This window comes from Streptomyces sp. NPDC033178 (assembly GCF_055577685.1).
This window is the reverse complement of the sequence record NZ_JBVIPT010000012.1, coordinates 103,601-127,159: the sequence shown is the minus strand read 5'-3', so window position 1 is coordinate 127,159 and position 23,559 is coordinate 103,601. Positions and strand designations below refer to the sequence as shown.

General features: G+C 70.9%; 18 protein-coding genes and 1 tRNA gene. 2 read left to right on the top strand and 17 right to left on the bottom strand.

Annotated features, from left to right (window positions below; all coding sequences use genetic code 11):
- Positions 1–12: 12 nt before the first annotated feature.
- The 4 genes from ACZ5VQ_RS28205 to ACZ5VQ_RS28190 all read right to left on the bottom strand — a co-directional run bounded on the left by ACZ5VQ_RS28205 (position 13) and on the right by ACZ5VQ_RS28190 (position 5,659).
- Positions 13–804: a S16 family serine protease gene (locus ACZ5VQ_RS28205; protein WP_469107327.1), complete on the bottom strand. Its 792-nt coding sequence runs from the start codon at positions 802–804 to the stop codon at positions 13–15.
- A gap of 208 nt (positions 805–1,012) precedes the next feature.
- Positions 1,013–1,654, bottom strand: a complete 642-nt coding sequence (locus ACZ5VQ_RS28200; protein WP_361060129.1) for an IclR family transcriptional regulator — start codon at positions 1,652–1,654, stop codon at positions 1,013–1,015.
- 456 nt (positions 1,655–2,110) lie between these two features.
- Complete coding sequence (locus tag ACZ5VQ_RS28195) at positions 2,111–3,910, bottom strand: DEAD/DEAH box helicase (RefSeq protein WP_200397889.1); 1,800 nt, start codon at positions 3,908–3,910, stop codon at positions 2,111–2,113.
- Positions 3,911–4,144: 234 nt separating this feature from the next.
- The gene (locus ACZ5VQ_RS28190; protein WP_469107326.1) at positions 4,145–5,659 is read right to left on the bottom strand and encodes an MFS transporter; all 1,515 of its coding nucleotides are present in this window, start codon (positions 5,657–5,659) and stop codon (positions 4,145–4,147) included.
- A 283-nt stretch (positions 5,660–5,942) separates the two neighbouring features.
- On the opposite strand from ACZ5VQ_RS28190, the gene ACZ5VQ_RS28185 reads away from it, so the two are divergent.
- Positions 5,943–6,014: transfer RNA gene (locus ACZ5VQ_RS28185), tRNA-Cys, on the top strand.
- Positions 6,015–6,148: 134 nt separating this feature from the next.
- Here the strand turns inward: ACZ5VQ_RS28185 and ACZ5VQ_RS28180 are convergent.
- The 11 genes from ACZ5VQ_RS28180 to ACZ5VQ_RS28130 form a co-directional block, all read right to left on the bottom strand.
- A complete protein-coding gene (locus ACZ5VQ_RS28180) occupies positions 6,149–7,324 on the bottom strand; it encodes an SUKH-4 family immunity protein (RefSeq protein WP_469107325.1) in 1,176 nt (391 codons plus the stop codon).
- Between the two features lie 292 nt (positions 7,325–7,616).
- A complete protein-coding gene (locus ACZ5VQ_RS28175) occupies positions 7,617–7,739 on the bottom strand; it encodes a hypothetical protein (protein ID WP_259333955.1) in 123 nt (40 codons plus the stop codon).
- Entirely contained in the window at positions 7,736–10,045 is a 2,310-nt protein-coding gene (locus ACZ5VQ_RS28170) for a xanthine dehydrogenase family protein molybdopterin-binding subunit (RefSeq protein ID WP_469107324.1), read from the bottom strand. The genes ACZ5VQ_RS28175 and ACZ5VQ_RS28170 overlap by 4 nt, the downstream gene beginning before the upstream one ends.
- Positions 10,042–11,622 carry a (2Fe-2S)-binding protein gene (locus ACZ5VQ_RS28165; RefSeq protein ID WP_469107323.1) on the bottom strand — a complete coding sequence of 527 codons (1,581 nt, stop codon included), beginning with the start codon at positions 11,620–11,622 and terminating at the stop codon, positions 10,042–10,044. The genes ACZ5VQ_RS28170 and ACZ5VQ_RS28165 overlap by 4 nt, the downstream gene beginning before the upstream one ends.
- Positions 11,619–12,512 carry an FAD binding domain-containing protein gene (locus ACZ5VQ_RS28160; protein WP_189843456.1) on the bottom strand — a complete coding sequence of 298 codons (894 nt, stop codon included), beginning with the start codon at positions 12,510–12,512 and terminating at the stop codon, positions 11,619–11,621. Before ACZ5VQ_RS28160 ends, ACZ5VQ_RS28165 begins: the two co-directional genes overlap by 4 nt.
- 277 nt (positions 12,513–12,789) lie before the next feature.
- Positions 12,790–14,445 (bottom strand): beta-N-acetylhexosaminidase, encoded by a 1,656-nt coding sequence (locus tag ACZ5VQ_RS28155; RefSeq protein ID WP_469107322.1) that lies wholly within the window; start codon positions 14,443–14,445, stop codon positions 12,790–12,792.
- Positions 14,446–14,448: 3 nt separating this feature from the next.
- Positions 14,449–15,315 carry a carbohydrate ABC transporter permease gene (locus ACZ5VQ_RS28150; protein WP_362077522.1) on the bottom strand — a complete coding sequence of 289 codons (867 nt, stop codon included), beginning with the start codon at positions 15,313–15,315 and terminating at the stop codon, positions 14,449–14,451.
- Positions 15,316–15,329: 14 nt separating this feature from the next.
- On the bottom strand, positions 15,330–16,286 hold the full coding sequence (locus ACZ5VQ_RS28145) for a carbohydrate ABC transporter permease (protein ID WP_469107489.1): 957 nt from the start codon (positions 16,284–16,286) through the stop codon (positions 15,330–15,332).
- Positions 16,287–16,498: 212 nt separating this feature from the next.
- The gene (locus tag ACZ5VQ_RS28140) at positions 16,499–17,785 is read right to left on the bottom strand and encodes an extracellular solute-binding protein (protein WP_469107321.1); all 1,287 of its coding nucleotides are present in this window, start codon (positions 17,783–17,785) and stop codon (positions 16,499–16,501) included.
- A gap of 398 nt (positions 17,786–18,183) precedes the next feature.
- Positions 18,184–18,483 (bottom strand): DUF3039 domain-containing protein, encoded by a 300-nt coding sequence (locus ACZ5VQ_RS28135; RefSeq protein ID WP_143632673.1) that lies wholly within the window; start codon positions 18,481–18,483, stop codon positions 18,184–18,186.
- A gap of 29 nt (positions 18,484–18,512) precedes the next feature.
- On the bottom strand, positions 18,513–19,085 hold the full coding sequence (locus ACZ5VQ_RS28130; RefSeq protein WP_469107320.1) for a YqgE/AlgH family protein: 573 nt from the start codon (positions 19,083–19,085) through the stop codon (positions 18,513–18,515).
- Between the two features lie 251 nt (positions 19,086–19,336).
- On the opposite strand from ACZ5VQ_RS28130, the gene murA reads away from it, so the two are divergent.
- Positions 19,337–20,683 (top strand): UDP-N-acetylglucosamine 1-carboxyvinyltransferase, encoded by a 1,347-nt coding sequence (gene murA / locus ACZ5VQ_RS28125; protein WP_362077120.1) that lies wholly within the window; start codon positions 19,337–19,339, stop codon positions 20,681–20,683.
- Between the two features lie 193 nt (positions 20,684–20,876).
- Here murA and ACZ5VQ_RS28120 read toward each other — a convergent pair whose 3' ends face one another.
- Positions 20,877–21,158: an HU family DNA-binding protein gene (locus ACZ5VQ_RS28120; RefSeq protein WP_007382399.1), complete on the bottom strand. Its 282-nt coding sequence runs from the start codon at positions 21,156–21,158 to the stop codon at positions 20,877–20,879.
- A 569-nt stretch (positions 21,159–21,727) separates the two neighbouring features.
- Positions 21,728–23,143, bottom strand: a complete 1,416-nt coding sequence (locus tag ACZ5VQ_RS28115; protein WP_469107319.1) for an NAD-dependent malic enzyme — start codon at positions 23,141–23,143, stop codon at positions 21,728–21,730.
- Positions 23,144–23,559 lie beyond the last annotated feature (416 nt).

The following is a 23,559-nucleotide window of genomic DNA, read 5'->3' as shown; positions in this document are numbered from 1 at the left end:
GTTCCGGTTCGGCTAGCAGCTCGGGACCGAGCCCTGGTCCTTCTCCAGGGCCACCAGGGCGGTGATCGCGCCCTTCAGAGTGGTCACCGGAATGAGGCGGAGCCCCTTCGGGAGGTCCGTCCTCGCGTCCGAGCACTCCGCCTTCGGGACCAGGAAGACGGTGGCGCCGTCGCGGCGGGCGGCCTGCGTCTTGAGGGCGACACCGCCGACCGCGCCGACCTTCCCGTCGGCGTCGATCGTCCCGGTGCCCGCGATGACACGGCCGCCCGTGAGGTCGCCGCCGCTGCCGTCGCCGTCCAGCTTGTCGACGATGCCGAGGGAGAAGAGGAGCCCGGCGCTGGGCCCACCGACGTCGGCGAGCTTCAGGGTGACCTTGATGTCGTCCGACTGCTCACCGAGGTGGTTCAGGGCCGCCTCGGTGGCGGTGTCCTGGGACTTCTTCATCTCCTCGGCGTTGTGCTCCTCGATCTCCTTCACGGTGTCGCCGCTCGGGTACACGGAGTCGCGCGGCATCACCGCCTGATCCGTACGGAACCAGCCGTCGAGCACATCACCCAGGCTCACGTCCTGGTCGGGGCCCGTCGCCTCGATGGTCGTCATCCGCAGCTGGCCGCGCGTCTTGTGGGTGTCCGCACCGGTGATCGTGATGACCGGCTCGCCCTTGTTCTCGCCGAGGACGTTCGCCGTCATCCCGGGCTGCGCCACCGAGAAGGGCAACGGCGCGAACACCGCCGTGGCGAGCAGGGCCACGACGGGAAGGGCGCAGACGGCGACGGCCTGGGGGCGCGTGAGGCGAGAGAGCACGGGATCAATCTAACGCGAGGCCGATTTCCGGCCGGGGGCCACCCACGGATCACGGGCTGGGCACCCTTTCCTCAGGAGCTGCGGGAAACCGCGCGCTTTTCAGGGGTGCGGGGAACTGCGCGACCAGCCCCCACCACCCCGCAGACGACGTACGACCTCTCCACGGCACCCACCGCACCCCTGGCCCCGCGCTCCCTCTGAACCAGGTTCACCGCAACGCCTCAGCCACTTCCTTGGCCGCATCGACGACACGCGGCCCCACCCGCTCGGGCACGGCATCGGCAAGCATGACCACCCCCACGCTCCCCTCCACCCCGGTCACCCCGAGCAGCGGCGCGGCCGCCCCACTGGCGCCCGCCTCCAGCTCCCCGTGAGTGAGGGTGAAGCCCGGCTCCTCCGCGGAAGCGGCCCGCGCGGCGAGGATCGCCTTGCCGGCGGCCCCCCGGTCGAGCGGATGACGGAACCCGGCGCGATAGGCCACGTGGTAGTCGGTCCACGTCGGCTCGACCACGGCGACGGCGAGCGCCTCCGCACCGTCGACCAGCGTGAGATGGGCGGTCGCCCCTATGTCCTCGGCCAGCGAGCGCAACGCGGGCAGCGCGGCCTCGCGGACCAGCGGATGCACCTGCCGCCCGAGCCGCAGCACACCGAGCCCGACGCGGGCACGGCCGCCCAGGTCACGGCGTACGAGGGCGTGCTGTTCCAGCGTGGCGAGCAAGCGGTACACAACGGTCCGGTTGACTCCGAGTTTGTTGGACAGCTCGGTGACGGTCAGACCGTGGTCGGTGTCGGCGAGCAGTTTGAGGACACGCAGTCCCCGGTCGAGCGTCTGGGAGGTCTCCGCGGTCACGACGCCCACTCCTTAGTGGTGAGAGTCGACGGCCCCCTACGCGGCGGATGCGTCACCGGTCCCATCGGCGACGCGCGTCAGAGGCCGCCGGTTCGGCAGCGTCCCGGGCTCTCCCGGGCGGGCACCGGCTGCGCTCCGCGGCGGCGCTGCCACGGGGCGTGTGCGTAGCGGGACAGTAGCGAGCTGGTTCGCTCAGCGGAAGTCTCCGTCCAGAATCCGGGCGTTCGCAGGTACGGACCGGGTTCGGTTACCCGGAGTTAGGTTCACTTTCGCCCTGATATATCCGGCGCACACCACTGGGCGTGCACGAGCCCTACACAGAGCGCGCACACGCATGAGCGCCGGTGTCGTCACGACACCGGCGCTCACGTGGACGTACCCGGCTCGCGTGGACATACCAGACTCACGTGGACGTACCCGGGCTCGCGAGGGCGTACCCGGGCGGGCGGGGCGCGGTCACCGCATCCGGGTGGCCCACTCCTGCACCTTGGCGATGCGCTGACGCAACTGCCCGGCCGTGGCCTCCGCGCTCGGCGGCCCGCCGCACACCCGGCGCAGCTCGGTGTGGATCACACCGTGCGGCTTGCCGCTCTGGTGGACGTACGCGCCGACCATCGTGTTGAGCTGCTTCCTGAGCTCCAGCATCTCCTTGTGGGAGACCACGGGCCGTCGCTCGGCGGGCAGTTCGAGAAGGTCCGCCTCGTCGTCCGGCTTCTTGCGGCTGTGCGCGATCTGCCGGGCCTGCCGCTTCTGGAGCAGGAGTTGGACCTGGTCGGGCTCCAACAGCCCGGGAATCCCCAGGTAGTCCTGCTCCTCCGCGCTCCCCGGATGGGCCTGCATGCCGAACTCGGCGCCGTCGTAGAGCACCCGGTCGAAGACGGCCTCGGACTCCAGGGCCTCGAAGGAGAACTGCTCCTGCTCCCCGGTGTCCTCGTCCTCCTCCCGGTTCGCCTCCTCCATCTCCTTCTCGGATTCGGCGTACGGGTCCTCCTCGCCCTCCTTCTTGGGCTTGTCGAGGGCGTGGTCGCGCTCGACCTCCATCTCGTTGGCGAAGGTGAGGAGGTCGGGGACCGTCGGCAGGAAGACGGAGGCGGTCTCGCCGCGCCGCCTGGACCGTACGAAACGGCCGACGGCCTGGGCGAAGAAGAGCGGCGTGGAGATGGTGGTCGCGTACACGCCCACCGCCAACCGGGGCACGTCGACGCCCTCGGACACCATGCGGACGGCGACCATCCAGCGGTCGTCGCTGTGGCTGAACTCGTCGATGCGGTTGGACGCGCCCGTGTCGTCGGAGAGGACGAGGGTGGCCTTGCTGCCGGTGATGTCCCGGATGAGCTTGGCGTAGGCGCGGGCGGACTCCTGGTCGGAGGCGATGACGAGGGCGCCGGCGTCCGGGATGCCCTTCCTGACCTCCGTGAGCCGCTGGTCGGCGGCGCGCAGCACGCTCGGCATCCACTCGCCGCGCGGGTCGAGGGCGGTGCGCCAGGCCTGCGAGACCGCGTCCTTGGTCATCGGCTCGCCGAGCCGGGCGGCGATCTCGTCCCCCGCCTTCGTACGCCACCGCATGTTGCCGCTGTAGGAGAGGAAGATGACCGGCCGCACGACGCCGTCGCCGAGGGCGGATCCGTAGCCGTAGGTGTAGTCGGCGGCGGACCGCCGGATCCCGTCGTTCCCCTCCTCGTACGTGACGAAGGGGATGGGGTTGGTGTCGGACCGGAAGGGCGTACCGGTGAGCGCGAGCCGGCGGGTGGCGGGCTCGAAGGCTTCGAGGCAGGCCTCGCCCCAGGACTTGCTGTCACCGGCGTGGTGGATCTCGTCGAGGATCACCAGGGTCTTGCGCTGCTCGACGCGGTTGCGGTGCAGCATGTGCCGCACGCCGACACCGGCGTACGTGACCGCGACGCCCTGGTACTCCTTGCTGAGCGGCCCCGCGCTGTACTCGGGATCCAGCTTGATCCCTATCCGTGCGGCCGCCTCCGCCCACTGTTTCTTCAGATGCTCGGTCGGCGCGACCACGGTCACCTGCTGCACGACATGGTGGTGCAGCAGCCAGGAGGCGAGCGTCAGCGCGAAGGTCGTCTTGCCGGCTCCGGGTGTGGCGACGGCGAGAAAGTCACGCGGCTGCTCCTGGATGTACTTCTCCATGGCACCTTGCTGCCAGGCACGCAGCTTGCTGGCCGTGCCCCAAGGGGCGCGCCCGGGAAACGCGGGTGACAGATGGTGCGAGGAGGTGGCACTGGCGGCGGTGGTAGTCACGGTCTCCGTGGGGTGGTTGAGCGGCTCGGCTACGTATGACATCGGCTGCGTATGACAACCGGGCCACCCTACCGGCGCCCCGAGGGCGTCAACGCGCGGACGACGCGGGGTCACCCTTGGATGGGACTCAGGTCACAGAGAACACCGCCGAACACCGTCGGACGGGTGCGGCTTGTTCTCGTCGGCGGAGGGCGGGACTCGCCGGGTCCGGTGACCACGCGACGCCCTCCGTGCTCAGCGGGACTCCGTCCGCAGCCGCGTGGTCACCCACGCCCCCACCAGCGCCACCCCGGCCATCGGCAGGAACACCGCGGCGAAGGCGGCCGGATGGCCGCCTGAGGCGTCCGTGGCGGCGTGGGTGACCGTGCCACCGCCCAGGGCCGCGAAGGCAGCGCCACCGGCGGCCAGGAGGAGGACGTTCGAGAGGCCGTCGGATATCTGGAGGGCGGCGGAGTTGGTGCCGGCCTCCTCGGGCGCGGAGAGGTGGAGCAGGAGGACGCTGGTGGAGGAGATCACCAGGCCCATGCCGAAGCAGCCGAAGGCCCAGGCCACCGCCACCGTCCACACCGGCACCCCGTCGATCAGCACGCTCGGCGCGGCCGCGATGGAGGCCGCGGTCAGGACCATGCCCAGCATCATCAGCCGGTCCCGGTACGGTTCCACGCGCGCCCTGGACTGCACGAAGGAACCCAGCGCCCAGGTGCCCCCGCCCGCCGCGAGTGAGAATCCGGCCAGCGTCGGCGACAGCCCGCGCTCGGTGACCAGCATCAGCGGCACGAAGGACTCGGCCGCGATGAAGGACCCGGCGGCGATCCCGCGCAGCAGCACGACGGACGGCAGCCCGCGCGCCGCCAGGTAGGTCCCCCTGGGCAGCAGGCCGAGCACCGCCGGGATCAGCAGGGCGACCCCCGCCACGGCCGGGACCACCGACAGCCACCTCAGGTCCTGCGCTCCGTACTGCAACAGCCCGGCGCCCAGCGAGATGCCCAGCGCCAGCCGGATACGCCGCCGGTCGAAGGGCGCGGCCACGGCGCCCTCGGCAGGGCCGGACGCCCGTCGCCGTATCTGTGGCAGCGCGAACGCCAGCGGCAGGAGGACGAGGACCGGTATCCCGACGAACACCCAGCGCCAGCCGAGGTGTTCGGTCACCGCCCCGGAGGCGAGCGGCCCGACCACGGACGGGATCACCCAGCTCGCCGCGAACGCCGCCATGATCGACGGCCGCAACCGCTCCGGATAGGCCCGCCCCACGACCACGTACAGCGCGACGATCACCAGCCCGCCGCCGAGCCCCTGCACGGCCCGCCCGAGGATGAACAGCCACATCACCCCGGCCGTCCCCGACAGCAGCAGCCCCGCCGCGAACGCCCCGATCCCCGCCGTCAGCGACCCCAGCGGGCCCGCGCGGTCCGACCACTGCCCGGCCAGCACCATCCCGAACAGGCTCGTCGTGAAGTACCCGGAGAACGCGAACGCGTACAACGAGACCCCGCCCAGTTCCCGCGCCGCCACCGGCATTGCCGTTCCTATGGCAGTCGCCTCGAAGGCGATCAGCAGCACGACGGACACGATCCCGATACTCAGCGCCCGGTGAGCGCATCCGAGGACACCCTCGCGGGCGTCGGCCTCGGTCGCCGGGATCTGTGCGGTCGGTGCGGCCGGTGTCGCAGGGCCGGCCGAATCAGCCAGGCCGGCCGGGCCGGCCGGGGTCTCAGCGACGCCGATGTCGCTCGGTTCCAGGGTGGTCATGCCCGCCAGAGTAAGGGGCACGACTGACATTGACCCCTGTCGGGAGACTGGACCTCCCCCGGGACCTTGGTCGTACGACCACCCCTACCCGACCTTCCTTCACCCTCCCCCCCACCCCGTCCCCGCCCCCTCCCCGCCTCCTTTCATGAACGCCGTGTGGCAGTCCCATTGCAGCCCCGCCCCGTCCCTTGAGCCCCTGCCGACAGCGCCCTACGGTCGACACAACGAGTCCGGATCACCGGTTGACTGAACACCGGAACCCCGGAACCCCGGACTCAAGCTTGGCCGTGTGCCCGAGTGGCTTAGGGACTCGCCTGCAAAGCGAGGCACGTGGGTTCGATTCCCGCCACGGCCTCTGTTCGGTGTCGGGGTCGGTCGCTGTCAGGCGGTCGGCCCCGACGCGTGTGTGGCGGCCGTGCGCAAGACGCGCCTGCGGCGGCCGTACGCGACTGGTTCAGGCGGGGGCGCCCCTCCGTGCACGGGACGGGCTCACAGCACCCCGCCCGCCTCGTCCTGGAACAGTTCCGTCCAGTAGTGCCAGTCCGCCTGGGAGGCGGAGCCCGTGGGGTCGACCGTCGACAGGGTCTGCGTCATCGTCGTGGCCAGCTGGTCGTAGGCCTCCGTGGTCAGTTCGTGGGACAGGGTGCCGTCGATGGCCTTCTCGCGGTGGAGCAGCCAGAGGGTGAAGGCCAGTGTGGAGACGTCCGTGTTGAGGGCGTGCAGGGTGGCCTCGGGCTCGCTCCAGTTGAGGACCGCGCCCGTCGAGCCGTCCACGACCAGGCTGTTGTCCTCGATGAGGTGACCGAGGCGTATCAAGTGGTCGGATCCGTCGGGGAGTTCGGCGGCGGTGTACTCGCCCGGGCGCTCGTCCTCGTAGTACTCGGCGAGGGTCGGCAGCGGGACGTCCGTGTCCAGCTGGAAGAGGAAGCCGTCCTCCGGCAGGCCCGTGTCGCGCAGGAAGCGGCGGGTCGGCTCGTGCGCCAGCGCCGCCGGGAAGTCGACGTCCTCGAAGCGCACGACCCGGCCCTGGCCGAACTCCTGGTCCAGCAGCCGGGCCGGCAGGTCCAGGGTCAGGGTCTCGTCGGCGGGCGGGCCCGCGACCAGGGCCAGTGGGCGGATCAGCGCCGCCATCCGCCAGAACGGCGGAACCTCGCCGCCGGTGCCCTCCTCGAACACCGCGAGCAGTTGCCGTGACATCGCGGCCACGGCCTTCGGCCCGAACCGGCCCTCGTAGGAGGCGAACCGGCCGCTTCTGGCCGCCATCTCCTCCGTCGCCGCCACGAACTCCGTCAGCGCCTGGAGCGAGGGGGCGAGCGGGCGACGGTCCATCAGGTCGGGGCGGTCGTGGAGGAAGTACGTGCTGGAGACCTCGCCCGTCGCTCCGTCGAGCAGCACCGACTCCGTCTCCGCGTCGGCGGAGCCGCCACGCAGTGCGCCTATCACCAACAGATCCCGCAGGTCGTCCGCGAGCAGGTCCGGGTCGCCGGTCGAGTCCGCCACCGTCCGGGGGCCGTCCGCGCGCAGTGCCTCGAAGGTCAACAGGCCGCCGTCGCCCGGCAGTCCGGGGCCCGCCAGCCAGCGCCGCGTCGCCGCGTGCGTGACGTACGGGTCCAGTTCGTCCTCGGTCAGGGTGATCGTCCTGATGCCGGTGTCCGTCGTGCTCATCGTTCCCCCGCGCATGGTTGTTCACAGTCCCCCGGCAGGACCGGACCGGGCGGCACGCTCAGGGAACTCCACGGGAACACGCGTATGGGACCCGTGGACAGACTCACGGAAAACGCATGGAGAACCCGTGGAGGATGCCCCGCCGCCCAGCGGTCCTCCCCACTGCCCAGAACACTACGCGGCACCACTGACAACGCCCCGGCACCGCCGTGACCAGCGGATTGCCGACAGTGACCGGCCGTAGGCGGACCTCAGCTCGGCCGGATCCCGACCTCACCTCAGCCGAAGGACCTCAGCCGAAGTACACGCCGCCCGCGACGACCACGACCGCCGCCACCACGAACACCAGCACCCACAGCATCAGTTTCCCGACGCCCGGCCCCGGTTCGTAGCGCGGCGGCTCGGGCGGGGTCACTGCGTCGCCGTCACCACGGCCGCCTGCGGCCTTATCGGCAGCCGGTTCACCGGACGCCCCGTGGCCGCCCGTACCGCGGAGGCGACCGCGGCCGGGGACGTGACCACCGGCACCGCGCTGACCGCCTTCGCTCCGAAGGGCGCGACCACGTCACGCTCCTCGACGAGCTTGACGATGCGGATGTCGGGGGTGTCGAGGGCGGTCGGCAGCGAGTACCCCGTGAGGTCGGGGTGGCGCACAAGACCGCGCGCGGTGCGCAGGTTCTCCGTGAGGGCGACACCGATGCCCTGGGTGACTCCGGCCTCGATCCGGGAGGCGAGTTGCGCGGGGTTCAGCACCCGCCCGACGTCCTGGGCGAGCGCCATCTCCACGACGCGCACCGAACCCAGCTCGATGTCGACGTCGACAACCGCGCGGACCGCGCAGAAGGCGAGCCCCACGAAGGCGTCGCCCTGGCCGGTGCCGTCGAGCGGTTCGGTGGGGTGCGGGCGACACTGCGCTGTGGCCCACAGCTCCTTGCCGTCCATCGCCTCCGTGACGGTGGTCGAGAGGACACCGTCGTACGAAGTGATCTTGCCGTCGGTGATCTGGAGGAGTTCGGTGGACATCCCGAACTTGTGGGCCAGGGGCTGCAGCAGCTGCGTACGGACCATCTTGGCGGCCCGTTCGACCGCGCCGCCGGACACCCAGGTGTGGCGGCCGCGGCAGCTGGGCCCCGCGGGGGGCTGGTCGGTGTCCACGGAGGCGACGTGCACCTCTTCGATGCCGAGCGTCTCCTGGACGATCTGCCGGGCCAGCGTGGTGAAGCCCTGGCCGGTCTCCACGGCCGCGCAGAGCACGGTGGCGATGCCGTCGTGGACCTTCACGGTGGCGGTCGAGACCTCGTCGGCGCCCTCGGCGCCGAGCATGTGGACCATGCCCAGGGCGTAGCCGACGCCGCGCCGTACGGCACCGGGTTCGCCGGCACCCTCGGGTCCGCCGGGCAGCAGCCACTCGTCCTCGGGCGTGTCCTTCGGGAGCGCGGGCAGCGGGAAGTCCTGTACGGCCTGCAGCAGTTCGGCGACCGGGGCGGGGCACGTCACGGTCTGCCCGGTGGGGAGCACGTCCCCCGTGGCCATGGCGTTGCTCAGACGCAGTTCGGCCGGGTCGACGCCCAGCTTCTTCGCGAGCTTGTCCATCTGGGCCTCGTAGGCGGCGCACACCTGCATGGCGCCCTCGCCGCGTACGTGCCCGGAGGGCGGGTTGTTGGTGCGGACGGCCCAGCCCTCGATGAAGGCGTTCGGGACGACGTACGGGCCGCAGGCGAAGGAGACGGCGGCGGCGAGGGCCTCGGACGACGTGTCGGCGTACGCGCCCGCGTCGAGCAGGATCTGCGCCTCGACCTTGACGAGCTTGCCCTCGGCGTCGGCGTGATGCCGGTAGCGCAGGAGCGTCGGGTGCCGGTGAGCGTGCCCCAGGAAGGACTCTTCGCGCGTCGCGGTCAGTTTGACCGGACATCCGGTCTTCATGGCAAGCAGCCCGAGAGCGAGCTGGAAGCTCTGGTCCTCGCGGTCGGCGGTGGCGCCGGGCACACCGGTGACGACGACCTTCACGCGCTCCGGTTCCAGGCCGTAGCAGGCGGCGGCCGTGTCGCGGTCGGCGTGCGGGTCGGTGGACGCCACGTAGAGCTCGACCCCGCCGTCGGGGCGGGGCACGGCGAGGCCGGCCTCCGCGCCGATCGGGGCCGGGTCCTGGCGGCCGATGCGGTACAGGCCCTCGACGACGATCTCGCCCGCCGCGTCCGGGTCGCCGTGGCGCAGCGGGATGTGGCGGATCAGGTTGCCGTCGGGGTGCAGGGGTTCGGCCTCGAATGCCTGCTCCGGGTCGGTCACCGGGTCGAGTGCCTCGTACTCGACGATGACGGCGGCCGCGGCCATGCGGGCCGTGTCGGGGTGGTCGGCGGCGACGGCCGCGATGGGCTCCCCGTGGTGGCGTACGACCTCGGAGGCGAACACCGGGCGGTCGGCTCTGCCGCGGCCGTGCAGCGCGGTGCCTGGCACGTCCTCGTGGGTGATGACGGCCCGTACGCCGGGCATCTCACGCGCGTGGGTGGTGTCGATGGACAGGATGCGCGCGTGCGGGTGCGGCGATCTGAGGACGGCGGCCCACAGGAGGCCCTCCGCCCACAGGTCGGCCGCGTACGGGAAGGTGCCCTCCGTCTTGGCGCGTGCCTCCGCGGTCGGCAGGGACACGCCGAGGCCGTGGGGCAGCGGCTCCGGGGCGGTGCCGGGCTCCGCGGTGGTCGCGGTGGCGGTGTCGTTGCTCACGCCTGGCCTCCGTCCTGGCCGTACGGCTGCTCATGCTGCCGTGGGGACTCGAACGCGGACGGGTTGACGCCACCGGCGCCGGGGCCCGCCTGGTGCGGGATACGGGCATCCGCAGAGGGCACAGAGCCCGCGGCGTCCGCGCTGTCCGCGGACGCGTGGGCCTCTCGCTCGGACACGACCTCGCGTACGGCGTTCAGGACGCCCCGGTAGCCGGAGCAGCGGCACAGGTTGCCGCACAGGGCCTGGCGCGTCTCCAGCTCGGTGGGCGCCGGGTTGCCCTCCAGGAGGTCGTGCACGGTCATCGCCATGCCCGGGACGCAGAATCCGCACTGCACCGCACCGCACTTGGCGAGCGCCCGCTGGACGTCGGAGGGCTGCCCGTCGGCGGCGAGCCCCTCGACGGTGCGCACCTCGCTCCCGGCGGCGGTCACGGCGGGCACCAGGCAGGACGCCACGAGCCGGCCGTCCACCTGCACGTTGCAGGCCCCGCACTCGCCCTGTGAACAGCCGTCCTTGGCGCCCGCGAGACCGAGGCGCTCGCGCAGTACGTAGAGCAGCGATTCGCCGATCCAGGCGTCCGTCACGGGCCGTTCGACGCCGTTCACCCGCAGGACGTACGACGCGAGGGGGTGGTCGTTGTGCGCGGGCGTACCCGGGGTGTCGTCGGCCGCGGGTCCCTCGGCGGCGTCGGCAGGTGACTCGGCGGGGTTCTCCGGAGAGTGCGCCCCGGGCTCGGAGGCCGGTTCGTCGGCCCGTTCCGGGGGGCCGTGACCGGCCGGTGCCTCACCCGGCTCGTCGCGCATCGTGCCTTCGCGCATCGATTCTTCGCGGTCCACGGAGACCGCGATCTCGTCGGCGTGCTCTCCGGAGACGTCGATGATCTCGGCCGCTTCGATCTCCGCGGCGCTGGGCCCGACGCTGCCGTGCTCGGCCTGGGCCGCGGACTCCTCGGCGGGCGACTGCTGTCCGGGACCGGGCTGCTGGGCCCAGGGCTCGTTGGCCCAGGGCGCCGCCGCTCCGCCCGGCAGGGTGGCCGGAGGGGTCCCGCCCCACTGCTCGACCAGGGCCGAGGTCGTGAACTCGCCGGACTCGTCGGGCAGATCACCGTCGGCGACGGGAATGGACCACTGTCCGGTCACGTCCTGGCCGGGCGCGCCCTGGTCCCCGTGACCGCCCTGTCCGCCCTGTGCGGGGTCGTCGAAGGTCCACTGGCCGGTGGCCCCCGGGTTGTACGCGAAAGCGTCCTGGGCGCCCTGCCGGTGCTCTTCGGGCAGGGCGTTGGGGTCGGGCCACTGCACGGGCTGCGGCTGCCCGCCCTCGGGGCCCTCGGGCGGCGCGCCCCATGCGCCGGGCGCGGCCGGGTCGGTCCCGTCTTCCGCGGCGGGCGAGGGCGTTATCGGCGGCGGTACGTAGCCGTGGCCGGGCGCGGCGAGCGGCGAGTCGGCCAGGAGTGCGTCGATGCCCCCTTCGGGGAGCTTGACGAAGGCGGTGGCGCCGTCGTCGTAGTCGCCCTGGGGCAGCGGGTCCCAGCGGCTGCCCGACTGGGGGCCGCTCTCTCCGTGCTGGTCGTCGGTCACGAAAGTGCCCTCCCCAGTGCTCGTCGGGCCAGCGCGGCGACGGTGCGCCGCAGGTGCAGTACGGCGGGTGGCAGTTGCTGGACGGAGCCGTCCTCGGCGGGCGCGGGGTCCGGGATGCAGGCCGCGGCGACGTACTCCCCGAAGGCGTGCAGCGCCTCGGGCACGATCGCGCGGTTGTTGTCCCAGTCGATCAGCGAGGCGACCCACTGCTCGGCGTCCAGGGGCCGCAGCGGCATGGGCGCTATGGCGCCCACGGCGCACCGCACTCCGCGCCTGGCGGGGTCGAGGACGAGCGCGACGGACGCGATGGCGCGCCCGGGCCCGGTCCGTCCGGTCGCCTTCAGGAAGACCTGCGGGGCGTGCAGCAGCGGCACGCGCACGTACCCGATGAGTTCGCCGCCGCGGAGCATCTCCATGCCCGCGAGCAGGTGGGAGACGGGGATCTCACGGCGGGCGCCACCCGGGCCCGCGATGATGAGCGTCGCCTCCAGTGCGGCGAGCACGGGAAGCGCGTCCCCCGTGGGGGACGCCGAGGCGATGTTGCCGCCGAGGGTGCCCGCGTTGCGGATCTGCGGCGGTCCCGCGGCTCTCGCGGCGGCCGCGAGGGCAGGGATGAGGGCGGCGAAGTCGGGGCGTCCCATGCGGGCGTGGGTGAGGCCCGCGCCGAGGAGCGCGTGGCCGTCCTGGTACTGCCAGCCGCGGATCTCGCTGATCCGGCCGAGGCCGACGAGCGCGGCGGGCCGCAGTTGCCCGGAGTTGACGGAGGCCATGAGGTCGGTGCCGCCGGCCACGGGAACGGCCGCGGGCATGGCTGCGAGAGCCGCCACGGCCTCGTCCAGCGAGGCGGGCAGCGTCACGGCCTGCGCCGCCTGCGGTGCGTGCGTGGTCAAACCGGCTGCCCCTTCCCGCTGCCCCACCTGGTCCCACCTGTGTTGCCGTACGGTACGTGCTGACAGGGCGGACGTGGCAACTCTGGCACATCTTCCCCGCCCCTCGACGCGGGGGTCCGCTAGGAGGCATTCCTACCCCCACCAGCGGATGGTCCGTTTTCGCACCACATCGCCCGTCAGCGCGAATTGGCAGTCTTCGATGGCCCTTGGGGGCCTTTCTCCTTGAGGGTCACCGTCCCAGGGCAACCGCTTCGGACGACACCCCTTGGGAGGCACCTCACACGTTCGGGGGCGCTCCCTCGATCGGGCGTCCGAGCACTCCTGGACGCTGCTGCCACGGCAACGGCCCGGTGGGCGGCCGGTAGGAGACTCCGAGGGCGTCAAGTCGCCCGTAGTGGGCGCCCATCCGCCGCTCGAAGTCGGCGAAGTCGCGCTCCGCGGGGTCGGGCAGTGCGCTCCAGGCGACCTCGGCGAAGGCCGCGAGCCGGGGGAACGCCTGGTAGTCCACGCGTGTGCGGTCCTCCATGACCTCGGTCCACAGGTTGGCCTGGGTGCCCAGGACGTGCCGCGCCTGATCGGAGGTCAACTCCGGTGGAACGGGCTCGAAGCGGTAGACGTCCTCAAGGGTGCGTACGAACCCGATCGGCACCGGCTCGTCGGGGCCGCCGTGCTGACGGTGGTCCAAGTAGACCTGCTGCTCGGGGCACATGACGACGTCGTGGCCCGCCCGCGCGGCCGTGATGCCGCCCCGGTAGCCGCGCCACGAGGACACGGCGGCGCCCGGGGCGAGGCCGCCCTCCAGGATCTCGTCCCAGCCGATCAGCCGACGCCCGCGCGCGGCCAGCCAGTTGTCGAAGTGCCGGATGAACCACGCCTGGAGTTCGTCCACGTCCGCGAGTCCGAGGTCCACGATCCGTGCCTTCGCGGTCGGCGACGCCTCCCACTGGTCCTTGGCGCACTCGTCGCCGCCGACGTGGACGAACTCCGAGAAGGCGACCGCGTCCGCGGGGAACAGGCCGAGGACTTCCTCGAAGACGCCCTCGTAGAAGCGAAGGACGTTGTCAGTGGGGGCGAGTACGTTTTTCGAGACGCCCCAGGTGTCCCAGACGGAGAGGGAGGTCGTGTCGATGACGTCGGTGTTGCCGAGTTCCGGATATGCGGCGATGGCGGCCTGCGAGTGCCCCGGGATGTCGATTTCGGGGACGACGGCGATATGCCGCTCGGTGGCGTAGGCGACGATCTCGCGGATGTCGTCCTGGGTGTAGAAGCCCCCGTGCGGCTTGTCCTCCCAGAGGGGCGAGGCGCGATGGCCGAATTTGGTGCGCGCCCGCCACGATCCGGTCTCCGTGAGCTTCGGGTACCGCTTGATCTCGATACGCCAGCCCTGGTCGTCCGTGAGGTGGAAGTGGAAGACGTTCAGCTTGTGCGCCGCCATCAGGTCGAGATAGCGCAGGACACCGTCCTTGGGCATGAAGTGCCGCGAGACGTCGAGCATGAGGCCGCGCCAGGCGAATCGCGGGGCGTCCTGGATCTCGGTTTCCGGCAGCGCCCAGCCGGTGCGCCTCAGAGGGGCGCGCCGGAAGGCGTCAGGGCCCAGCAGCTGCCGTAGCGTCTGGGCGCCCCAGAACACCCCGGCCGGGCCGCCTCCGGTGACGAGGGCCCGCCGGTCGCGGACCGTGATCCGGTAGCCCTCGGGCGGCAGTTGCGGGTCGAGGCGTAGTTCGACGGAGTTCTCCGCCGCGTTTCCGGGCGGTCCGGGTTCGCCTTCGCGCAGGGGAAGCCCCGTGGCGGCGACGAGCACCGCGCGCAGCCAGCGTGCCGTGCCGTCGGTCTCCGGCCCCGCGGTGAGGGTCGTCTCCTCGTCGAGCGGGAAAACGCCGTCGCCCCAGGTCGACGTGGTCAGCGGCCCGGGAACCAGTTCCGTGGTGGTCATGTCTCAGTCCTTCACCGCGCCGCCCAGTCCGGAGACCAGCCGTCGCTGTACGAGTACGAAGAAGATCAGTACCGGAATGGTCATCACCGTGGACGCGGCCATCACACCGCCCCAGTCGGGGTCGTCGGGCTTGTAGAAGACAAGGAGTGCCATCGGCAGTGTGGACTGCGAAGTGTCGCTGATGATGAAGGACTTGGCGAAGAGGAAGTCGTTCCACGCGGAGATGAACGAGAACACGCTGGTGGCGACGAGCCCGGGAAAGACCAGCGGGAAAAGGATCTGCCACAGGAACCGCGTCCTGCTCGCCCCGTCGATGTAGGCGGCCTCCTCCAGCGCCTCCGGGACTGCCTTCACAAAGCCGCGCAGCATCCAGATCGCGAAGGGCAGCGAGAAGGCGATGTGCGGCAGGATCAGCGCGCCCAGCGTGTTGAGCTGACCGAAGTCCCGCATCTGGAAGAAGAGGGGGATCGTCAGGGCCTCGACGGGCACCATCTGCGCGATCAGGAACATGATGAGCAGGGTGGTGCGGAAACGGAAGCGGAATCGTGTCACGGCGGTCGCCGCGAGAAACGCGATGAGCGCCGAGACGGCGACCACGGTGACCGCCACGACGAGGCTGTTGAGGAAGTACCGGCCGAATTCCTGCTGCCCGAAGACGCGTCGGAAGGAATCGACCGTCGGGTCCAGCGTCCAGGGCCGCGGCTCGGTCGACTCGATCTCCCCGGCGGGCTTGAAGGCGCTGAGCACCATCCAGTAGAGGGGGAATGCGACGACCGCCGCGATCAGCAGTGCGGATGCCTCGGCCGCCAGCCGCCACGGCCGCTGTACGGAACGGCGTACGAAATCACGTACAAAGCCTTCTGTTTTCACGGGACTTGCGGAACTCACAGCTCCTCCCCCTGCCTTCTGATCAGCCTCAGATATACGAGCGTGACGGCGAGCAGAATCAGCAGCATCACCACTCCGATCGCCGAGCCGAGGCTGTACTGGGAGGACGCGAAGGCCTTCTGGTAGGCGTACACGTTCAGTACGAGGTTCTGGCCGGCGATGCCGCCGCCGCCCGTCATGACGTAGATCTGCGTGAAGACCTTGAAGTCCCAGATGACCGACTGGATGGTGACGACCACGAGGATCGGCCGGAGCATCGGGGCGAGCACCGAGCGCCAGATCCGCCACTGGGAGGCGCCGTCCAGGGACGCGGCCTCCAGCACTTCGGCCGGTACGGCGCGGATGCCGGCGTACACCGTGACCATCACGAACGGGAAGGAGCACCAGACCACTTCGAGCAGGACGAGGGCGAAGGCGCTGTAGCGGCCGTACGTCCAGGAGTGGTCGCCGAGCCCGAGGATTCGGTTGACCGGACCGAAGTCGGGGTCGAAGAGGAGCAGCCACACCGTCGACCCGGTCACCGCGGGTGTCGCCCACGCGCCGAGCGCGGCCAGCATCAGCGCGAGCCGCGGCACGGCACGGACACGTGTCAGGAGGACGGCGAGCGCGCAGCCCACCGCGAGCGTCGACACCACACACGCGGCGGCGAACAGCACGGTGGCCAGCAGGACCTGCCAGAACTGCGGGTCCCCGAAGAGGGTCGCGTAGTTCCCGAACCCCTGGAAGGTGGCCGGCTCCCCGCCGCTGACCTGTGCCTGCGTGTACTCCAGGAACGAGATCAGCCCGAGCTGGTAGACGGGGTAGACGAGCAGCCCGCCGATGACGACGAGCGCGGGGGCGAGGTAGAGCCAGGGCGTCCATCCGCCCCGCGCGAGCGGGGACTTGCGGCCGGTGGCCGCTCGTCGGCCCGGCCGGGGCGCCCGGCGGGCGGCCCCGGCGGGCGCCCCCTTCATCGGCTCGGACCCCGCGGCCCGACGGGTCTCGGTGCGGGCCGCGACCGGGGCCGCGGCCCCGGAAACACCCGCGCCGGGACCGCCGGCCCGCCCGGAGGCGGCCGTGGCCGCCTCCGGCACAGCCGCGGAGGCCGGTTTCCCGGCCCGCTCCGCCGGGACATCGTGGCCCGGCGACGGGCCTGAGCCGCGCAGCGGACGGTTCGTCATCCGGCTCACCCCGCGGAGCTGAACGCGGCGTTCATCTTCTTCGCCGCGTCCTTCGAGGCCGCGTCCACGCTCTTACGCCCGCTGACGACCTCCTGGAACATGGTCGGCAGTACGAGGGACGCGTCGATCTGGGACCAGGCCGGCGAGGCCGGGACGAACTTGGCGCCCGCGCCGAGGGTCTTCACGAAGGGCGCGACGAACGGCTCGCGCTTGGCGACGTCCTGGCGTACGTCCGTGAACGTCGGCAGGAAGCCCATCGCGTCGAAGAGTTCGTCCTGCGTCTTCTTCGAGGCGAGCTGCTCCATCAGGTCGACGGCGAGCGTGCGGTGCGAGGTGCTGTTCAGTACGCCGAGGTTGTTGCCGCCCGCGAACGCGGGAGCGATCTCACCGGACTTCACGCCGGGCAGCGGCACGACCGCGTACTTGCCCTTGACCTTCCCGGCCTCGATCGCCGCGTGGCTGAAGTCGCCGCCGATCGCCATGCCCGCCTTGCCCGAGGCGAACGCGGTGACGGTGTCGTTGCCGCCCATGCCCGCGCACTTGGCGGCCGGACAGTTGTCGTCGCCGAACAGCGAGGTGTACGCCTTGATGCCCTTCTGGGCGTCCGCGCCGTCGATCGTCGAGGCGTACGAGCCGCCCTTGCCCTCGGCGATCTCGCCGCCGTTGGACCAGATGAACGGCATCGCGCCGTACGTGTAGGCGCCGCCGACCGCGAGCCCGTACAGGTCCGGCTTCGCCTGCCGGATCGCCTTGGCGGTGCTGATCAACTCGGCCTGGGTCTTGGGTACTTCGAGGCCCAGCTCCTCGAACACGTCCGTGCGGTAGTAGAGGGCGCGGACGCCGACGAAGTACGGGGCGCCGTAGATCTTGCCGTCGACCGTGACGGACTGCTTGGCGGTCGGGTCGGTGTCCTTGGACTCGTTCCAGTCCGTGAACTCCTTGGTGACGTCGGCGAGCCCGCCGTCCTTGACGTAACCGGCCGTGTCGGTGTTCCCGTACTCGATGATGTCCGGCGCGCTCTTGGGGTCGTTGAAGGCGGCCTTGATCTTCTCGGCGCGGGTCTCGACGGGGATGTACTGGACGTCGACCTTCGTGCCCTTGTGGGCCTTCTCGAAGGCGGCGACGACACCGTCGACCACCTTCTCCTTCGGTGCGGTGTCGACCTCCTGGAAGAGCCACACCCGCAGGGTGCCGCTCTTCTCGTCCTTGCCCCCGGAGTTGTCGGAGGACTCGGGGGCGCAGGCGGTGGCCGTGAGCCCGGCGACGACGAGCGCGGCTATCGGGGCGGCCATTCGGGCAGAGAGTTTCGAGAGCTTCACGGGGCGTCCTCCGGGGGAGCGCGTTGCAGCACGTGCAATGGTGGTTTTGCGCTGCACAACACGTCGGAGGCTATGGAGTACATGAACACGGCCACAAGAGGTCTCAACCACTCTGTGACCACTCGAAGCACTCCGTGCAACGAGTGGCTCGTACACGGGCAGTGCAAAGGCCCCGGAAGCGCCCAAAGAACGCATCCGGGGCCCACGGTCACGACAACCTTGCCCGCCCACCGGAAGGTTGGACGGCCGGAACCGCCGACAAGGCACCACGCGGCGCTGCACCACCCGGCCCGGCGCCACTGCGCCCGGCGGCACCCCGCGCCCGGCGGGAGGTCACCGGGCGGGAAGTCACCGGAGGTACGCCGGGGGCGTTACTTCTTGTCGCCGCCGCCCTTGCCCTCGTCGCCGCCGGCGCCCATGGACTCGTAGATCTCCTTGCACATGGGGCACACGGGGTACTTCTTCGGGTCGCGGCCCGGCACCCACACCTTGCCGCAGAGCGCCACGACGGGCGTGCCGTCCAGCGCGCTCGCCATGATCTTGTCCTTCTGGACGTAGTGGGCGAAGCGCTCGTGGTCCCCGTCGCCGTGCGACGTCTGCGGCGTCGGCTCTACGAGGGTCCCCGTCCCAGTGCCTCGCTGGGGCTGGGTCTCAGGCTCAAGAGTGCTCATAGACGCAAGAGTACTGAAGCCGGGAGGCATCAGTTGAGCGAAGGGTCGTCCGGGTACGTGGCCACCATCGCCAGCTCGTTGCGCTGGCGGCGCAGCACCTCGCGCCACAGCCGTTCCGGAGAGGGCGAGGAGACGTCTCCCGGCTCCGACTCCACCACGTACCAGGCGCCCTCGCCGAGCTCGTCCTCCAGCTGTCCGGGGCCCCAGCCCGCGTATCCGGCGAAGATCCGGAGCGAACCGAGGGCCGAGGCCAGCAGCTCCGGCGGGGCCTCCAGGTCCACGAGCCCGATCGCCCCGTGCACCCGCCGCCAGCCCAGCGGAGCGCGCTCCCCCGACACACCCCCGGGGATCACCGCCACACCTAGCGCGGAGTCGAGCGAGACCGGGCCGCCCTGGAAGACCACACCGGGCTCGCCCGCGAGGTCCGCCCAGCCCGAGAGGATGTCGCTCACATCCACCGGTGTGGGGCGGTTGAGGACGACACCCAGGGAGCCCTCCTCGTCGTGGTCGAGGAGCAGCACCACCGCACGGTCGAAGTTCGGGTCCGCCAGGGCGGGCGTGGCCACGAGCAGTCGCCCTGTGAGCGAGGACACCTCGGTCATGCGAGACATGATCCCGCATCTTCCCCGTGCGGGGGGAGGCAATACCCGTACCCGGGTGAATGCAGCTCAGGGCGTACAGATGCAGGTGGAGCGCACGCCCTCGCCGGTGACCCCGTGTGTCCGTTTAGGAGCGGTTCGTGTTGTGGCAAAGCTATGACGTCCCTGGGGCCCCCTTGGGCTTACTGAACGGGGGTAGGCGGCCATTACGCTTGCTTCTTCGCCCCTGTCCAACCAACCGGAACGCGAGATACATGACCGTCAACGGCTCAGACGACGTACTCCTTGTCCACGGCGGAACCCCGCTGGAGGGCGAGATCCGGGTCCGCGGTGCGAAGAACCTCGTACCGAAGGCCATGGTCGCCGCGCTGCTCGGTAGTGCTCCGAGCCGACTGCGCAACGTCCCCGACATCCGTGACGTGCGGGTCGTACGCGGGCTGCTGCAGCTGCACGGTGTGACGGTCCGTCCGGGCGAGGAACCGGGCGAGCTCGTCATGGACCCGTCGCACGTGGAGAGCGCGAACGTCGCGGACATCGACGCGCACGCGGGCTCCTCGCGTATCCCGATCCTCCTCTGCGGTCCGCTCCTGCACCGCCTCGGGCACGCGTTCATCCCGGGCCTGGGCGGCTGCGACATCGGCGGCCGGCCGATCGACTTCCACTTCGAGGTGCTGCGCCAGTTCGGCGCGACGATCGAGAAGCGCGCGGACGGCCAGTATCTGGAGGCTCCGCAGCGGCTGCGCGGCACGAAGATCACGCTGCCGTACCCGTCCGTGGGCGCGACCGAGCAGGTGCTGCTGACGGCCGTCCTCGCGGAGGGCGTGACGGAGCTGTCGAACGCGGCCGTGGAGCCGGAGATCGAGGACCTGATCTGCGTTCTGCAGAAAATGGGCGCGATCATCGCGATGGACACCGACCGCACCATCCGCGTCACTGGTGTCGACAAGCTCGGTGGCTACACCCATGCGGCCCTGCCGGACCGCCTGGAGGCCGCCTCGTGGGCTTCCGCGGCCCTGGCGACCGAAGGCAACATCTACGTCCGCGGCGCCCAGCAGCGCTCGATGATGACGTTCCTGAACACCTACCGGAAGGTGGGTGGTGCCTTCGAGATCGACGACGAGGGCATCCGCTTCTGGCACCCGGGCGGCCAGCTGAAGTCCATCGCGCTGGAGACGGACGTCCACCCGGGCTTCCAGACGGACTGGCAGCAGCCGCTCGTCGTCGCCCTCACACAGGCGACCGGCCTCTCCATCGTCCACGAGACGGTGTACGAATCCCGCCTCGGCTTCACCTCCGCGCTCAACCAGATGGGCGCGCACATCCAGCTCTACCGCGAGTGCCTCGGCGGCTCCCACTGCCGCTTCGGCCAGCGCAACTTCCTCCACTCGGCGGTCGTGTCGGGCCCCACGAGGCTCCAGGGCGCCGACCTGGTCATCCCCGACCTCCGCGGCGGCTTCTCGTACCTCATCGCCGCGCTGGCGGCCCAGGGCACGTCCCGCGTCCACGGCATCGACCTGATCAACCGCGGCTACGAGAACTTCATGGAGAAGCTCGTGGAGCTGGGGGCGAAGGTCGAGCTGCCCGGCAAGGCGCTCGGCTAGCGGGAATCATCCCGGCCGGCGCCTCTCGGCCCGGCCGGGCACTGTTCGGCCCGGCCCGCTTTCGAGGCCATCGGCAAGCGCAACAGCGATGGGGCGGCACCCGGGATCCGGGTGCCGCCCCATCGCACTTACTACTGCCTACCTACCTGCTACTACCTGCCGAACACCGTCCCGCGAGGTGTAGACGGCAAGGTCACTTGCCCTTGGCGGCTTCCTTGAGCTTGCTGCCCGCGGAGACCTTGACGCTGTAGCCGGCGGGGATCTGGATCGGGTCGCCGGTCTGCGGGTTCCGCGCGGTGCGAGCGGCACGGTGGGTGCGCTCGAAGGTCAGGAAGCCGGGGATGGTGACCTTCTCGTCGCCCTTGGCGACGATCTCACCGACGGTCTCGGCAAAGGCGGCCAGAACGGCGTCGGCGTCCTTGCGGGTCACCTCGGCACGGTCGGCCAGCGCGGCCACCAGCTCACTGCGGTTCATGTTGTTACTCCCGTGTTCTTCTTGCCGTTGAGGCGTGCCACGCGGCGGAGCCGCATATTGGGCACGTCGAAGCCGATGCTGCCAGGTTCCTCGGCGGTCCCCGGACCCGGGTCCGAGGCCGGACCCTCGCGCCCGAAGACGCATCCTGCCCCCACCTGCGGCGGGAAAGCCAATCCGGCACCCCTGGGAGTCACACGAAAAGCGCCACGGCCTCGAATTGGTGACGCTCCGTCGGTTCCCGGCAGCGGACCGCAGGGCCTGAATGGCCTGGTGGGCCCTCAGGGACTGAGCCATGGCCGCCACCCTAGAGGCGGCCTGACGCCCCACGTCCGGCGACGCGCCGGTACGGGGGGCGGGTGGCAACCGTCACAGTCGCCACCGGACGAGGTATTTCCCCGCCCCCGCCTCCCCTACCCAGTCCCGTCACTTTCAGGGGCTCCGCCCCCGAACCCCCGCTCCTCAAACGCCGGAGGGGCTGAAATACCCAAGGGGCGCGGGGAACTGCGCAATCTTTCAGGGGCGCGGAGCGGGGGCCGGGGCGGCAGCCCCCAGGAGTGTCGGGCCGGCGCTCAGGCCGTCGCGCCCGCCGCCTTCGCCGCGGTGCGGACCGCCCCGGCGACCGCGCCCGCGACCTTGTCGTTGAAGACGCTGGGGATGATGTAGTTCGGGTTGAGCTCGTCCTCGGTCACCACGTCCGCCAGGGCGGTTGCGGCCGCAAGCATCATCTCCGTGTTGACCGTGCGGGACTGGGCGTCCAGCAGGCCACGGAAGACACCCGGGAAGACCAGCACGTTGTTGATCTGGTTCGGGAAGTCGGAGCGGCCGGTGGCCACGACGGCGGCGGTCTGGCGGGCGATCGCCGGGTCGACCTCGGGGTCGGGGTTCGCGAGCGCGAACACGATGGCACCCTCGGCCATGGTGGCCACGTCGTCGCCGTCCAGCACGTTCGGGGCCGAGACGCCGATGAAGACGTCCGAGCCGCGCACGGCCTCCTTGAGCGTCCCCGTGACCCCTTCGGGGTTGGTGTTGTCGGCGATCCACCGCAGCGGCGAGTCGGCGGCGGCCTTCACCAGGTCCTCACGGCCCGCGTGCACCACACCGTGGATGTCGGCGACGACGGCGTGCTTGACGCCGGCGGCGAGCAGCAGCTTCAGGATGGCCGTACCGGCCGCGCCCGCGCCGGACATGACGACCCGGATGTCGCCGATCGCCTTGCCGGCCACGCGCAGCGCGTTCGTGAGGGCCGCGAGCACGACGATCGCCGTGCCGTGCTGGTCGTCGTGGAAGACGGGGATGTCGAGGGCCTCACGGAGGCGGGCCTCGATCTCGAAGCAGCGCGGGGCCGAGATGTCCTCAAGGTTGATACCGGCGAAGCCCGGGGCGATCGCCTTGACGATCGCGACGATCTCGTCGGTGTCCTGGGTGTCCAGGCACAGCGGCCAGGCGTCGATGTCGGCGAAGCGCTTGAAGAGCGCCGCCTTGCCCTCCATGACCGGCATGGCGGCCATCGGGCCGATGTTGCCAAGTCCCAGGACCGCCGAGCCGTCCGTCACGACCGCGACGGTGTTGCGCTTGATGGTCAGCCGGCGGGCGTCCTCGGGGTTCTCGGCGATCGCCATGCACACGCGGGCCACGCCCGGGGTGTAGATCATCGAGAGGTCGTCACGGTTGCGGATCGGGTGCTTGGACTGCATCTCGATCTTGCCGCCGAGGTGCATCAGGAACGTACGGTCGGACACCTTGCCGAGCGTCACGTCCTCGATGCCGCGCAGCTGCTCGACGATCTCGTCGGCGTGGGCGGTGGACGACGCCGCGATGGTGACGTCGATCCGGAGCTTCTCGTGGCCGGAGGCCGTCACGTCGAGGCCCGTCACCGAGCCTCCGTGGGACTCCACGGCCGTGGTGATCTGGGAGACCGCGGTTCCGCTCGCGGGCACCTCCAACCGGACCGTAATCGAGTAGGAGACGCTGGGCGCCGTTGCCATGGCCGACTTCCTCTGCTTTCACCGGGGTACTGCGAGCGCTACTGGTTCGCGGGTTTGCCGTCCGATCGTCGCACCTACCGCGGAGTACGTGGTAGCCGCCCTGGATTGCGAACGTTTTGTTCTCAATCAAAGAGAGGCCCCTGTCACTGGGTGACAGGGGCCTCTCGTCCGCTCACGACATGTCGTGAGCGGAATTCGTTCAATGACACCGACCCGCCATGCTCGCCTCGCGGCAAGTGGTCGCTCGTAGCGACGAAGGTTGGGCCCGGGGGCTTGGATCGGGCCGGTGCCACACCAACCGTAACAAACGATCCCCGTAAGGCAATTCCCGTACCGGAGGTTCACAGAGAAGGTTCTTCGGGCGAGGTCCGGTCCGGCTCGCGGGGCGGACCGGAGCCGGACCGCGAGCCGGGGCC